Source organism: Tunicatimonas sp. (assembly GCF_049647865.1).
In the GTDB taxonomy this organism is placed as follows: Bacteria; Bacteroidota; Bacteroidia; order Cytophagales; family Cyclobacteriaceae; genus Tunicatimonas.
In genome coordinates this window covers 1-15,031 of the sequence record NZ_JBARYM010000271.1, presented here as the reverse complement: position 1 = coordinate 15,031, position 15,031 = coordinate 1, and the positions used below count along the sequence as shown (strand labels likewise).

Below are 15,031 nucleotides of genomic sequence, written 5' to 3'. Positions count from 1 at the left end.
TCGTTATTGTTATCTTTATTCCCCCCCCATTTTCGAGAGAGGTCATGCTCAAAACAGCGCATATACCCGCTTTCATCATTGACAATAATTTCCCCGAAGCCGTCGCCATCAATATCACCGATAACCGGAATATTCCCCCCCTCTACTCTACCTACGTCTGTTTGTCGTAGTACCGGATTTCGCCCTACTCCATTGTGTTGACCACTCAGAATATATAGCTTATTATAAGTTTCTCCGGGTACATGCTTTCTATTAAAAGCAACTACTTCCGGAATACCGTCTTGATCTAAATCCGCTACCATAGGACCATTTACTGCGCTTATGGTTTTATCTTCTGACTCCCATTCTACCTGTAGGTCGAAAGAGTTGCCCGACGGAACCACCTGGCAGTCAGCAAGGTCTATTATGTAGTCATTGGGGTTAGCAGGGTCAGCTAAGCAGTCGCCATCGTAGTAATCAAAAAAGCCATCACCATCGTCATCAATGCCGTTGTTACAATTCGTCTCTACTGGGCAGTCGGGCGAAACCCCGCGGCAGTCATCATCCAGACAGTCAGGTAACCCATCACCGTCGTTATCTAATCCATCAGTACAGTTGCTTTCGCGGTTTTGGCATAGAGAAGAAGTAGCACAATCACTATCGAAACAGTCAATCTGTCCATCCCCATCGTCATCAATGCCATTAGCACAGTTCACTTCCTGGGCGAGCGAAATAGTAGAGAAGAAGAACAGCAGCCAGAAGCTAAGCCAGATACTTTGTGGTTTCATACTTAGGATATTACTTCCTTTGTTAGTAATTCGCCAAGATATGGACACTGCGTATGATTAATGATCTCAATTTAGTGCTGACCTTACATTGTAAAGAATGCAGCTAAGTAGATAGAAAGAATTGGATAGAATTACGTTGTGGTCTTTAAGAAATGAGAAAATACGCGGGCAACAGAGCTATTGCGCGAAAGAGGGTACTACTCAAGTAGGGAAGTCTTCATAAGGCATAGGTCAATTAGTAAATTTGATCTATACTAAAAGCAGGGGGGGGAATCAAATCGATGAATAACTTTTAAGCGATTGATGGTACTAGTTTCAAATCCTTTCTTTTAATCCACTTTACTGCTTAGTTCTTGCATGACCTTTTATAAGGGGGAATAAATAGAGAATAGGTATTTATGCCTAAATAAATAGTACTAATCGTAATGTGTGGTAAGGCACTTCCGAGGCGCATATTGTGAGAGTACTAAATCGGTAATTAGAAGATTATTAGTAAAGTAGTAAGAGATAATCTACTACAACGGAGTGCTGCTAAATACAATTTTACTGGCTACAACAAAGTAACCTGTTTGTAGACTACACTATATCATTAGAAATGAACATATGTATTTTTTTACTCTGTCTTCTCTTCATCCTCAGTCTTCACCAGAATAGGAAGATCGTCAATAGTACTGCTATAAATAGCGTTAAAAATTAATTTGTAGGTACCCCGAGGTTGACCTCGAAATTGGGGGCGGAAACCAAAAAGAACAATGGTGCCATCGCCGTGTTTTACGCGCATCATGGCACTTTGGCCGCTGATATGCTTCTTCTCGCCCAGTGCCCAGCCACTCATCAATAAGCTATCTTCAGCGTAGTATACGATGGTCTCTACCGTTGGATCGGGTAGCTTAGTAATGTCTTCCTGACCACCTTCTCCCTCTCGCTCCTGCTTTATTACCTCAAACGCTCGGCTACGGGAAAATGAAGTGGCTACGGTGTCTTGCATGCCATAAGCCAGGGGATGATTTATGTTTACCGTAGCCCGAATGAGCGAACCGGGAATGAAGAATTCCTTGCTAGATAAACCTGCTACTACATTTTTAACAGGTAATCCGAACTGCTGGATAGCGAAGTCGCTGGCTTCATCAAAAGTAATGAGTGTGCCACCCTGCTTTACGTAATTTTCTAGTGCCAACGTTCCTTCTAGCCCTAACCCACCCGTATATTCCTCCGGCATATTGTAAATAGCGTGACCATGTGAGATACGCCGGGGGCTTTGATCGGGGATAATGATAGCATCGTACTGCGAGAGGTTAGCACTACGAACCTGCTCATCGTGCAGTGTATCGTACTGGAAATCATATTCATCCATCAGCCAACGGGTCCAGCCTTCGTCCATGTTAGCTACCCACGATTTGTACAGACCGATCTTCGGTTGACGAATTTGGTGAAGAGTAACATCAGGTTTATCATCAACTCCAGTGAATGTGAGTCCAAGAGAATCAGCTAACTGAGAAAGTTGAGGTTCGATGGTTTCATCATTTTCAATTAAAATGGTTCCGGCCTCTAAGTTACCAGTTGCTTCACCTAACCAGTGTACTTTTGCTTGTGCAGCTACCAACTGATTTACTGCTCGGGCACTGGCATTATCTTGAGGGCTTAGTGCGTAAGCAAATTTGGCCGATGTAGCAACTTTACCAGGAGTAGGTTGTACTGCATTAGTCACTTCATTTGCTTTAATTGTCACTTCATTATCAAGTCGGTCAACCCGAACGCCCATTTGTAATGGAAGTGTCCATCCGGCTAAATCATACGGGGTTTTTGGTGGGCCGCCCGGATAAAGGCGCAAATCGGGATATTCTTGTTTTTCCAGGAGATCTTTTAAGTAAGGACGGAACGCCTGCGCTCCGTATAGTACAAATGAACCTTCGGTGTAGGTAGTATCACCAACGCTGAATGGCTGATTGGTTTGGTGAACTTCTAGCCCGCCTTGCATTAAAATATTAGCTAAGTTGCGGGCTTCACTAGCGTTCCACTGTTCAGTAGGAATTACGTAGGCAAAAGCATCGTCTTCGGCTTCAATAGCATCGCGGCCCATGCGGTACATATCGTACAACCATTTTTCTTTTCGGTCGGCCCCAATACTAAGCGTAGCCATTCCAGCCGTGAGCATATATTCTACTGCGTCGCGAAAGCGAGACTCCCCGCCCTGCCACGGACTAGGGTAGTTAATAGCAGTTCCGTCGGTAGGAATTCCATTGCCAATTGTTTTCGGTAGCGAGTCGGGCGGGTAAAAACGCGGAGTTGGGGTAGTATGCGCGGTTTCGGTGAGGATACCTACTTGGTTATGAAAGTAGGGAGCCGTACGTAAGCCACCGTTCCACCACATAGTATAAGTTACGTCAGAAACCACTCCGGGCATATTCTTTATGGCAAAGCGGGTAGCCATTTCGTTACCTACTAAATTTACTCCGTTTACTACCCCAGCATGAATATGCGGATTTACCGGTTTAGAAAAAGGGGGAATGAATATTCGGGCCCAACGAGGAGCCGATTGGTGCTGATTGTGAACAATTTGCGGATACCATTCATTGAACAGCAAGTTCGTAACCGCCCGGGTTTCGGGTTGGGTATTCATAAACCAATCGCGGTTGTCATCGTGCCCTACGTAGTAATGATAGAGCACCGGAGGGTAGGAAGTTTCATAAGGAGTGTCTAAGTTCTTTTTGTACCAATCAGCAACAATATCTAATCCATCCGGATTAATATTGGGCATCAGCATAAAGATGACGTTCTCCCGGATTTTATTCATCTCAGCGGTCTCTTCCGTAGCTACCATGTAAGCGAGTTCCGGTGGAAACTGGGTAGCTGCTTTCTCAGTAGAATGAATACCTCCGTCAATCCAGATAACGGCTTTACCCTCCTGGGCAAGCTGCTGAGCTTCTTCGTCAGAAATACGCGCTCGAGCTAATTTGGCACTAATCTCCTTCCATTCGTCTAGCTGCTGAAGATTCTCTTCGCTAGAAATAAATAGCACGTACAACGGGCGACCTAATACTGAAGTGCCAATCTGCTGCATCTGCACCCGATCACTGGCTTCGTCCAGTTGCTTTAGATAATCAGTAACTTGGGTATAATCAGCAATTTCATAATCGGCCCCCATTTGAAATCCAATTACTTCCTGGGGGGAAGGTACTTGTGCCTGGAGAGAGAAGGAGAGGAGAAAGTAAAAAATAAATAGATTCCGGTTCATAGTAGAATTGTAAATAATACAGGGCCGGAAAGTAATAAAAAAATAGCGGTTGTTAAGGCTGATGCTACAGAAAAAGCCAACTAAGTAGTACGCGAAAGTTACTAATATCTGGTCGTAATAGATGCAAGAGCGAATTTCGGACTACGCTACCGCAACTGGGGTTTTAATCCAAAATAGCAGCATAATAGAATCCTGACTAGCTACTAAATTACCCGATACAGCTATAGTACTCACGTGGGCATCTTTATGTTGTAACTGCAATAAGGCTTGACTAGACTTATCAGCTTGAAGTTGCTGCCAGAAGGTAGCGTAGGTTGCTTCTTGCTTAATTACCCGCTCGTGAATTTGCCCTTTTAAATCACTAGAAGCATACCCTAGATAATGAGACAATATGTCATTAACTTGAACAATACTACCATCAGGCCCTATCTCCATTGTGCCAATAGACTGTTGCACCGCCTGAAATAGAGCTGCCTGACTCTGTTCTTTACGACTGATTTCCTCCTGAATAGCCTGCAGCTCTTCATTATTTTGTCGCATTTCTTCTTCGGCAGCTCGCAACTCTTCTTCACTAGCTTTAGTTTCTTCTAAAAGGCGAGCAGTCCGTCGAGTAGTTTTACTGGACGCTACCATAGAAGCAACGCTTTCGCCTACTTTCTCTAGAAACTGTATTGTGTCGGATGAAAAGGTATTAAATGATGCTAGCTCAATAACACCTTCTACATGTTCATTAACAATTAGCGGAACAACCAGAAGGTGACCTGGGGTAGTCTCACCCAGTCCGGAGGTAATACTGACGTAGCCCCGTGGAACCTTTGTCAGATGGATGGTTTTCTTTTCTAAAAAAGTTTGGCCCACCAGCCCTTGCCCTACTCGAATTACCTTCTCCTGAAACTTCTTTTTGTCATAGGCATAGCAAGCGGCCATATTAAGTAATTTTTCGTTCTCTTCTTGGTCATGGTCGGCAATAAAAATTGCCCCCTGATTGGCTCCAATGTACTTAACTAAGTAACCTAGTACTTTCTCTGAAAGATTCTCGAGTGAGTTCACATTCTTACGTAAAATATCACCTACCTCGGCTAACCCGACATTCATAAACCGTTCTTGCTGTTCTCGTCGCTGTGCGTCTTTTAATCTCTCCTGCATATCAATAAGAGCACAACCGAGTTTGTTGCTTTCTTCTCGACTTTGTTCGGCATCAAGATTGCCCTTGGCAATCTCGGTAGCGAAAGCCATATTTTGCTCCGAATGCGCTAGTTGATCTTGAATTTTAATGTTACTCAACAGTGATTTCTCGGTATGTTGACGAAAGTGGAAAGCCCAGAAAGCACATAACCCAAGGATTACTGCTGCCAGTCCTACGTGAAAAAAGAAAGTACTAAGCGACATGTAATCCAGTTGTGTAAAATAGATTTCTTCGTAGCCTGCAAATTGTAGGTAGGCGAAAGCGGCATGGTGAGCAACAATTATTAGCGTAATAGGTATAAACGCCTTCCAGTTTTGATAGACGATTAGCAATATGGCTCCAATAAATGCAAAGAAGTGCATTTCAAACAGGCCATGCATCTGGTAGATAAACTGCGCCATAAATATGGCAAAAGTGCAGCCAGCTACATACTGGTTCAACGTTTTACTAGGAAAAAACCACTTAGCTACAGTATACATACTAACTGCTAGCGTCCCAACTGCCAGAGCAAGCATCCATGTATTATAAAACATAGCTAAGGCTATTCCAAATACAAAATAGCAACCTAAACTAATCTCAATAATACGATTTGCTCGTTGGTAAACCTGCTGGAAGTGCGCTTTTACTTTGTCATCTACCGTTATATTGCTCATCTTAATTGAATAGATTTGTTAGTGAAATAGTCTGGCTATTTGTACCAGTATTTGTATCAGAAGGTAGGTTGCACCCGTAAGGCAATCCGGCTCGTTGAACTGCCAGCGGCAAAGGTTGCTCAGTAATGGCTGATTGTAAAGCAAGTTCGGCAAAGCGAGTAGATCGGGTAGTACAATAGCGAGCTTTATTATAGTTACCTTGATAGTAAAGTGTGCCCTTAGCAGTGAGAATCACGGCTTGAGGAGTAGCGTATATGCCACAAGCATCCGCAATTACCCCGTCAGAGTCACTAATAATTGGAATATTAAGTTCTTGGCTCAGTGGTTCTTCAGTATTATTGGGCACAATAGTGTAAAAGTTAACTTGACCTTTATATCGGCGAACCAATTGGCGAAAATGGTCTTGGTTAAATTTTGAACAAGGACAGTCTGGATTATAAAAGTGAAGAAAAATTGGCTTAGTATCCTCTCTTAAAAAAGATAGAGTGATTTGCGTTCCGGGAATGACTGTGGTGTGACTCTTCGGTTTAACTGTAGGCTTGAGATATCGAATTTGCTGATCCCAGAAAATAGCAATAATGGTCCCTAACAAAGTGACCAAGATGGCGGTACATCCAATAGCCTTTATGGTATTCATTAATGTTTTGTCAAAGTTGTTCTACTGCTGTAGTACAAAGTTGGTACGATAATGCTGGTTTCAGCATTTCTTTTGTCAACAGGCTATAACTTTGAGGTAGTTTTACTAGAAGGTCACTGCGTTTTTCCTGATAAAACTACCTGAATAACAAATACTTACATAAGTGGAATAAATAGGTCTGAATAATAACTTCACCATACAATTAGCTATGGAAGCTATTTCAATAACAGAGGTGGCTTTACAGTGAAAATAACTCGCCAAAAATAATCTTTATAGGCTATTTATCACACGCTTGGGTTTTTTTAAAGATTCCATACAAAAGAGCATCTGACTATTTCACTCCACAGCTTGCGCCAGTGGGTGGTATTCTCTCAATATCTACTCTTTTTGCAGGAATCACCAAAAAAGTCCTATATTTCAGTTTTAAATAATACAACCATGCCTATTCTCAGTAAAAGACTGATAGCTTCTAAAGTTAGACAGTTTTCCGATAGAGACGATATTCAGTTTCCTGATCCTAGATTTTTCCGCTATCCTAATCGTATTATCCAGTTTGGCTCGGGGGCGTTGCTTCGAGGTTTGATTCAGTACTTTGCTGACGAAGCTAATCGGCAAAATCTATTCAAAGGGCGGGTAGTAATTGTAAATAACACTCGTTCGGGGCGTAGTCAGCACTTTTCTGATCAAGATGGATTATTCACTATTTGTGAGGAAGGTTATTCTGAAGGAAAAGCACAACGGAAGTTTTACATCAATTCATCCGTTTCAAAAGCACTTCCGGCGTATGAACATTGGAACAAAATACTAGATTGCGCTCATAATGAAGCTATTACTACTATAGTATCTAATACTACGGAGATAGGCATTACACTGCAAGAAGATGATGATCTTTCGGGCGATCCTCCGCAATCGTTTCCTGGTAAATTAACCGCTTTTCTGTATGAACGTTATCAGGCTTTTGCTGGGCTTCCTCGTAGTGGTATGCTCATCATTCCTACCGAGTTAATTATTGATAATGGTAGCAAACTAAGATCAATTGTACTAAAGCTAATTGAGATTAACGAGTTAGAAGATGAGTTTCGGCAGTGGGTTAAACAGAATTGCTTGTTTTGCAATACGTTAGTAGATAGAATTATTCCAGGTGAACCCAGCGAAGATAAACAGGCAGAGTTGGAAGAGTACCTAGGATTTCAGGATGAACTACTTACAGTTAGTGAGATATACCGCTTTTTGGCTATTGAGGGAGATCAAGAAGAACTGTACCGAAGAGCTCCTTTTCTTAAGGTAGATAGCGGAGTTGTGATTGATGAAGATATTACGCCTTATCGGGAGCGAAAATTACGTATTCTCAACGGAGGCCATACTATTAGTGTAGCCGCGGGATTTCTGTGTGGATTAGAGACAGTAGATGAGTGTATGCAAGATGAGGTTATGGGAAAGTTCATTTCTCAGGTTATTCACAAAGAAATTATACCTACGCTAGAAAGCGATCGCTCCGCTGCCCTAGAATTTGCTAATGATGTACTAGATCGCTTTCGCAATCCGTATTTACATCATCAGCTTATTAACATTTCTTTGCAGTATACTTCTAAAATGAATATGCGTAATGGTCTTACCTTTGAGCGTTACTTCCAAAAAAATGGAGAACCGCCTAAGCGTATGTGTGCGGGCTTAGCGGCGTATTTACTATTTAGTAAACCTGTAGTTCGAGAAGGTGATGACTACTACGGTGAGTTTAAAGAAGAAAAGTATCCTATCAATGACGATCAGGCAGCTTTTCTATACGAAGTGTGGCAAGAAGTTAACTTAGCCAGTGAAGAAGATGCAAAAGAAGTAGTACGAAAAGTACTCACGCATCAGCCATTGTGGGAACACGATATGAGTCCTTTTATTGAGGAAACATCTCTGTACCTCAAAAGATTTAATGATAAAGGTGTTCGTCGGGTGCTTGCTTCTTTAGTTGATTAGTTTTTACAACCTTTTTTATTAACTACTTTTTTCTGGACACATCTGTAACCAAATAAAAAAGAAAAATAAAATAGTACCTATCCATTCCATAACTAAGTATTTTAACTAATTATATTACTAATGTACTATTTTTTATTATTAAAGTAAAATATATATAGTGAAATAATATTAGCTAAAATTGATAAGTAACTATATTTTCATTATAACCAGTTGATTAACAAGACTATATCATCATTTAGAAAAAATTTAGCGTATAAACACTCTGACTTTGTATATATTTATCCTTTGTCAAACCAAGTTTATTACATAAGAATTGATTGAGCTATCTACTGAGGTAAGGACGAAAAAGCATCTGGCAGATACCAGATGCTTACAATAATTATGTTAAAGGTTCCGCTATTATTCCGGTTGAGGTATTAGCTCTATATCTAACTGCGTGTCTTCTATAAAGTCTTCAGCTTCCTCTAATATATCATCATCTTCTTCAGGATAATACCAATTAATTTTTACCTCCCCGCCCCGGTCTTCATAATCTTTTAGTAATAGCAAAATTTCTAAAATACCTTTAGACGAACTTGTATTGAAATAAACCATTTTAAAGTCAACAGTAATTGGCTGCTGAGTTTTAGTATATTCTCGTAGCCAGCTACATAAGTGCTCGTAGAATTCCCACGTATTTTCCAAATACGACTCACCTTCTAAAAGACAATATCCTTCATTCGGATCAAAATATACATGTGGGGTGTAAAATGTATCTTTTTCACCTTTTATTTCTAGAATATCTAATGTTGATTTACTCATAATAGTTAACAATTTAAGTTTTATTAATCCTTGTCAATAGTTACAAATAGCGAGAAAAAAGAGTGTTGCTCATCGATAGTATACACATCAATGTCTAGCGGATTATTCGAGAGAATAGCCGCTTGCACTAACCCAATACCAGCGCCCTTACTTTCATCAGCCTGGGGTTGCCGACGCTGTACTCTTCTCAAACGACGCAGTTCATCCCGGTCTAACGAGTTAATAGTGTTGCAGCTATCAGCTAGCCGACCTACATCAGCGGTATTTACAATATTTCCACAGCAAAAAACATATCCTTCTTCTACTTCGCTAAGTTGGAGTATGCCTACACTTTCGGTGCGCCCAGCGTAGCGAATCTTCTCAGCAGAATAGAACAAAATATTCTGAGCCAGCTCAATAAATATTGAAAAAATCTTTCGGCTCGCTTGGGGGAATCCGTCCAACTGACCTCGAATATCTCGGCTGATTTCCGCCATAATGTTTGGGGTAACGGGGCCTTTATAAGAAATCAACAAGTTTTCGTCTTGTAAAATCATTAGGTGATCTATTAATTTTCGATTATAGCTCATTTTTGCTCGATTGTAAGTACTCATCTTATATCTTGACTCCAATTAGGTTAATATCATCTCGTTGTTCAGAAGATTGCTGGTGGGCTTCTAACGCATTAATAAACTTGCTTCGCTGCTCCTGCATTGGAAGATGATGACTTTCTTGAATGACTTGTTTTAGCCGTCTTGAGCCAAATCGCTTTCGCTCAGGATTTGATTGATCGATAAACCCATCGGTAGTTAAGTATAGGCTATCTCCTGGATAAAGGGTCAGTTGGTGTTCAGATTTGGTTATATCTTTTTTGATACTTCCCACCGTTTTTCTTATTCCCTTTAGAACTTCAAGCTTGTTATTTCTTATCAGAAAGAGTGTATGCTTAGCACCCACGTACCGCAATTGCACCGACTGATCCGAATTTTCTTTGAAAATACATATACCGATATCCATACCATCCTGAACGCTATTATCTTTACCGCGCAATCGTTTAGTTACTTGCTGGTTAAGGTATTCTAAAATGGATGACGGATTGTATGAGTCCCTTTCTTGAATAGCTTCATTAAGCATATTGTAGGCAATAAGTGAGACTAATGCTCCGGGCACACCGTGGCCGGTGCAGTCAACTACCGACGCAACCTTTAAGTCTTTATATTCGGAGATCCAGTAAAAATCACCTGAGACAACATCTTTTGGACGAAATATTACGAAGCTATTCGGAAAGATTACTTGGCTTTCTCGCTCACTAGGCAGTATAGAGAACTGTATGCGCTTGGCATACTGTAGGCTTTCTTGTGTTTTGTAATTCTCTATTTCCAGCCTTTTCTTTTGCTTTCGCAAAGCTTCCTGGGTTGATTCTAACTCATCTATACTGTTGATCAGCATTTGCTCACTAGCTTTCAAGTGTTCATTCTGCTCTTTAATTTTAGCTTGTTGCCCCTGTAGCTTACGATGGTCTTTTCGCTTTTGAACAAAGCTATACGATACCACTCCCATAATAATCAGAAATGAAGAGATGATGCCGTAACCGTATTTTCGCAAAGTGGCTTCTTGTTGCAACCTTTGTTGCTGAAGCTTTTTCTGGGCCTCAAGTAGAGCGATTGCTTTTTCTTGTTTTTCTTGTTCTAAGAAATTTTGTTCTAACTGTAGGGTTTGCCTCTCCTGTAAACGTTGCAGTTCTGACAGCTCTCGTTTTTGCTTTTCAGCAAGTAATTCCTGCTGAGCAAGTGTTAATTGCTGGGCGGCTTGTTCATTAGCTAATTGCTGATTAAGAAGTTCAGCTCTTTGCAGTGCTTGGGTTTTCTTTAACAAGGCTAATTCTTTTTCTTTCAAACTGATAGCGGTTTCCTGCCGCTCCCGGTCTAAGACTATTTGTTCTTGCTCTATTATCGTAGACTTGAAATTTTCCTCCTGCGCGTCAACTTTTTCTTGAAGAGCAAGGACTCTTCGTTTCTTCTTTCTTTTCTGAGCCCGAATTCTGCCTTTTATGTCAGCATAACTTTGTTGGTAAATCTCAGTCTTCTCTTCGTTCTTATCACTTTCATACACTAATGCCATTAAGTTATAGCTCTCCGCTAGTTCTGGATAAGCGTTTTTTCTTACTCCTAATGTGATAGACTGTTCTGCCAGTTTTAGTGCTTGAGCATTATTCTGACTCATGTAAGCGTTAGATGCCAAATAATTAAGTTGTTGAGCTTGCCCTACTAAGTTTCCTGACTTACGTTCTATCGCTAGGGCATCATTGTAATATGTTTTCGCCTTAGAGAAAAACCCCAGATTAGTATAGGCAACGCCCAAGTTAGTCAGCATAGAAACCTGCATATCTTGGCTTCCCGACTCACTAATAGGTATCTCCAACGCCTGTTGAAAGTAGTCAATAGCTGCTTTAAGATTTTTATTCCGTTTTTGTAAGAATCCTAAATTATTTAAAGTATGTAGTAGCTTGACAGTATCTTTAGTTTGTCGGCTAAATTTCTCAACCTGCTCTAAGTATCTTATAGCATTAGGTATATCATTGACCTGTTTGTTAATATCAGCAATGGCTTCGTAGGCTACTGCGGTTGATTTCATATCGCCACGCGCTTTATGTAGCTTTGCTATTTGTTGGTATATAATTTTGGCTTCATCATATTCTTCTAGCTCATAATGGCTACGCGCCATCTTTTGCAATATCAAAAGCCGATCCGGCACATCTTCCTCAAGCCTTTTTTTGCCCTTCAAGTAGGCTTGGTAATACTCAATACTCTTTTGGTATGCTTCTCTATTAAAATAATACTCACCCAAGTCGTACTTTACCAATAGCATCTCGCTTTGGGCGGAAGCCTTCTCAAAAGTAGTCATCGCCCAAAGTAGATGTTTCAGTGCTTCATCATCATTCTTTAGCTTCTGATGAATAAGTCCAATTTCGTGAAGTAACTTGCCTTCTTGGTTAGTAGCGTTATTAACCTGAGCTTCGTACAGGTTTTGCTCAGCTGCTTGAAGTGCTTTCTGTAATTGGTCACGATCATCAGTATGGCTAATTGTTGGGAGGTCCGGTGAAAAAGTATTTTGCGCGAATCCAGTAATCTGACAACCAATAAGGATAGTTGACACTATCACTCCTACTCTACCTATTCTAATAAGCCTACTTAGCTTCACAGATGCTAGCTGCCGAAGCAATTGGCCAACCAATTGAGGAATATGGTGAGGTAATCTATTCATTAAAACCTCAGATTTATGCCTAGCCAATACATTCCCTGCGTTTGGTCACTAAAGGGAAATTCTATTTTGCCATTATTAAGTAGATTTTGTCCACTGATAAACAATGAGTGTTCATCCCATACCTGATAGGATAATCGGCTACTAAGATTAAAGCGAGCAGGAATTAATAGTGCTCTATTACCATTAGTGTAAAAGTGCTGAGAATAATAATTTGCAGAGAGAAAGACTTGCAGTTTGTCAAAAAAGGCTGAATACTTTCCGGTAAGGCTGCCAAACAATTGAGGAAGCGGGCTACCTGAGATAGTATTATCCAACTCTTGAAACTGCATGTACGTAACATTCCCTGATAGAAGTAGGCGGTTAATTTGCCAATCAATCTTACCTCCAACTCCAGAGCGATTTGCTGTTCGCATATCCTCTATCTCCTCTTGGGGTTGATATTGAAAATAAGTAAGATCAGCCCGTATGTTTTTAGAGATTTGGTAGTGGTACTTTGCTTCGTAGGCTAGTGTTTTTTGAAATGGCAGAATAAGATCTCCATTATTTGTAAGGTTGTAATCAAATATGCCGGGAGGTCGTTCACTTAAGGCTACGGCTGCACTAATTTTATGTGCGGGAAAAAGTGCAAATAGTGCTCCGAATTGGCTATTGAGCAATAGCTGCTCAAAATGAGCATAGTAGTCTGCCCGGTTAGCCATCGTCAGAATTAATCGATCTTTAGAGAAAAATAGTTGATGCGATATATTTACACTATATCGCTGACCTAATAGAGGAAAAGAAGTAACATCTGGGGCTTCCTGTCTAGTTGTATCCGCTGTACTATTGGCGTATTCGTAATGTAGAGCTTCGGCCCCTACTCCTATTCGGTACTTTTTCCATTTCTTGGCGTACTCGATTCTACCCAGCCATTGATTGTTGTTATCCCATCGAAGATTTTCATAACCACTGTATAGTCTAGTGCCAGCTTGGTAAGAAACGTAGAACTGAATAGGTTTCCAGCGAGCACGCAGAGAAACCCAGTTGGTACTGGCCAAGCGATTTGATAGCGCAATTTCTTCAATTCTTCGGAAGACACCCTGTGCTTCTGAGTTTTGCGTTCCAGCACTAACATAAAATTTTGTGTCTTTATTTAACGTGTAGTCAGCACTAAGGTAGGCACCCGAACTACGTTGGGCGTTGCCTATATCGGGGTTAGTAGTTCGTGCGTTTATCTGATATAAGAGAAGAGAACTATTACTTACATAATTATTTTCACTAAAAACATATGAAGATTTTTGAGAACGCCTTGATTGGTTATAAAAGCCAGATAATCTAGCCCGGAACCGACCTCCTTCGTAGTAGCTAATACTTCCTTGATAGGCGTGGTTTGTATTTAAACCAATACGAGCATTTGCTTGGGTTTTTAACCCCATGCCATTATCTGCCTTGGTAACAATATTTATTATACCTTCAGCTGCTTCAGGTCCATACCAAGCTCCGTGCGGAAAACGAACAACTTCAATTTGTTTAATATCTTGTAAGTCAATAGGTAGCGTTTCCCACCACACTGACTGCTCCATAAAGTTATAATAGGGAATTTCATCTACCATAAGCAGCACAGTATTTCTATTGCTGAGTCCTTCATCGGCGAATGATGATCCTCTCAGGTGCAAGATATAGTTACCGTTAGTACTCTGGCGAACTACAAAATCTGGTGAAAAACGTAAAATTTCTAACAGGGTAGTAGCACCCGATTGTAAGATATCGTCTTGGGTAATAAGTGTGTGGCTGATAGCAGCCTTTTCAATATCTTGGTGTTCTTTGGATAGTATATAGATAGATTGGCTTACTTCTTTATCGGGCCGTAGCTCCATGCCCAAAATATCTTCTTCTATTGTTAGCGTATAGGATGACGAATCTAAGGCTTGGGATGTAGCTTCGCCAAGTGCACAAAAAATAAATACAGTTAATGCTATAACCCCTTTTTTCACCATGATTGGTTGTCAACAGATACTCCTCTAATGGAGATATACTAGTTGATTAAAACAAACTTTGTGGACCATGAACTATTCGTTGCAAAGTAAGGAGTAGGTACTTGATTATTATATAAAGTTCCTCTTCCAAAGTACCTGCGTAGTATATTTAATATTTTCGTAGTAGAATAGTATTACTCTATCTCAATCCAGTCAATTCGCATCAACTCACTGCTACCTCCTGAAAACTTCAGCCAAATATTCTGAGGGCCGGCGTCAAGATTTAACGTAGTAGATGGCTTTGGATCTATCCAATCATTCCAATCTGACCCTACTGGAACAAATAACAGTACTGGGTTAATATTATTCTCGTGTCTAATAGTTATAGTGGTAGGATTACCAGAGTTATTAGCGACCCTAAATATAAGATTGTATGAACCGGCACTGGGTACATTTATACGATAAACTACAGAATCATCCTTTTGAATAGAACCTAAGTAATATCCCCCGGAAGCCGTTGATGATCCTACCGATGTAGTACCTAGGTTTTGGGTAAAGTTTTCTGCCTCAATGAAACCTGGAACCCCAA

General features: G+C 40.6%; 10 protein-coding genes. 1 reads left to right on the top strand and 9 read right to left on the bottom strand.

The genetic code is table 11. The features are described from left to right. The 4 genes from WBA23_RS08350 to WBA23_RS08335 all read right to left on the bottom strand — a co-directional run. On the bottom strand, positions 1–767 hold a 767-nt coding region (locus tag WBA23_RS08350; RefSeq protein ID WP_424581818.1), incomplete at its 3' end, for an FG-GAP-like repeat-containing protein. A gap of 613 nt (positions 768–1,380) precedes the next feature. Continuing rightward, on the bottom strand, positions 1,381–4,002 hold the full coding sequence (locus tag WBA23_RS08345) for a M14 family metallopeptidase (RefSeq protein ID WP_424581817.1): 2,622 nt from the start codon (positions 4,000–4,002) through the stop codon (positions 1,381–1,383). Between the two features lie 141 nt (positions 4,003–4,143). Further along, a complete protein-coding gene (locus tag WBA23_RS08340) occupies positions 4,144–5,841 on the bottom strand; it encodes a GAF domain-containing protein (protein WP_424581816.1) in 1,698 nt (565 codons plus the stop codon). A gap of 1 nt (position 5,842) precedes the next feature. Beyond that, a complete protein-coding gene (locus WBA23_RS08335; RefSeq protein ID WP_424581815.1) occupies positions 5,843–6,478 on the bottom strand; it encodes a peroxiredoxin family protein in 636 nt (211 codons plus the stop codon). Between the two features lie 438 nt (positions 6,479–6,916). On the opposite strand from WBA23_RS08335, the gene WBA23_RS08330 reads away from it, so the two are divergent. After that, complete coding sequence (locus WBA23_RS08330) at positions 6,917–8,446, top strand: tagaturonate reductase (protein WP_424581814.1); 1,530 nt, start codon at positions 6,917–6,919, stop codon at positions 8,444–8,446. Between the two features lie 399 nt (positions 8,447–8,845). On the opposite strand, the gene WBA23_RS08325 is transcribed toward WBA23_RS08330, so the two are convergent. The 5 genes from WBA23_RS08325 to WBA23_RS08305 form a co-directional block, all read right to left on the bottom strand. After that, positions 8,846–9,247: a DUF1987 domain-containing protein gene (locus WBA23_RS08325; protein WP_424581813.1), complete on the bottom strand. Its 402-nt coding sequence runs from the start codon at positions 9,245–9,247 to the stop codon at positions 8,846–8,848. A 23-nt stretch (positions 9,248–9,270) separates the two neighbouring features. Then, positions 9,271–9,816, bottom strand: coding sequence for a SiaB family protein kinase (locus WBA23_RS08320; protein ID WP_424581812.1), 546 nt, complete (start codon positions 9,814–9,816; stop codon positions 9,271–9,273). 25 nt (positions 9,817–9,841) lie between these two features. Beyond that, a complete protein-coding gene (locus WBA23_RS08315) occupies positions 9,842–12,490 on the bottom strand; it encodes a SpoIIE family protein phosphatase (protein WP_424581811.1) in 2,649 nt (882 codons plus the stop codon). Next, positions 12,490–14,463 carry a TonB-dependent receptor gene (locus WBA23_RS08310; RefSeq protein WP_424581810.1) on the bottom strand — a complete coding sequence of 658 codons (1,974 nt, stop codon included), beginning with the start codon at positions 14,461–14,463 and terminating at the stop codon, positions 12,490–12,492. The genes WBA23_RS08315 and WBA23_RS08310 overlap by 1 nt, the downstream gene beginning before the upstream one ends. Before the next feature lie 173 nt (positions 14,464–14,636). Beyond that, positions 14,637–15,031, bottom strand: a 395-nt coding sequence (locus WBA23_RS08305) for a carbohydrate-binding protein (protein WP_424581809.1), incomplete at its 5' end; no start/stop codon positions are given.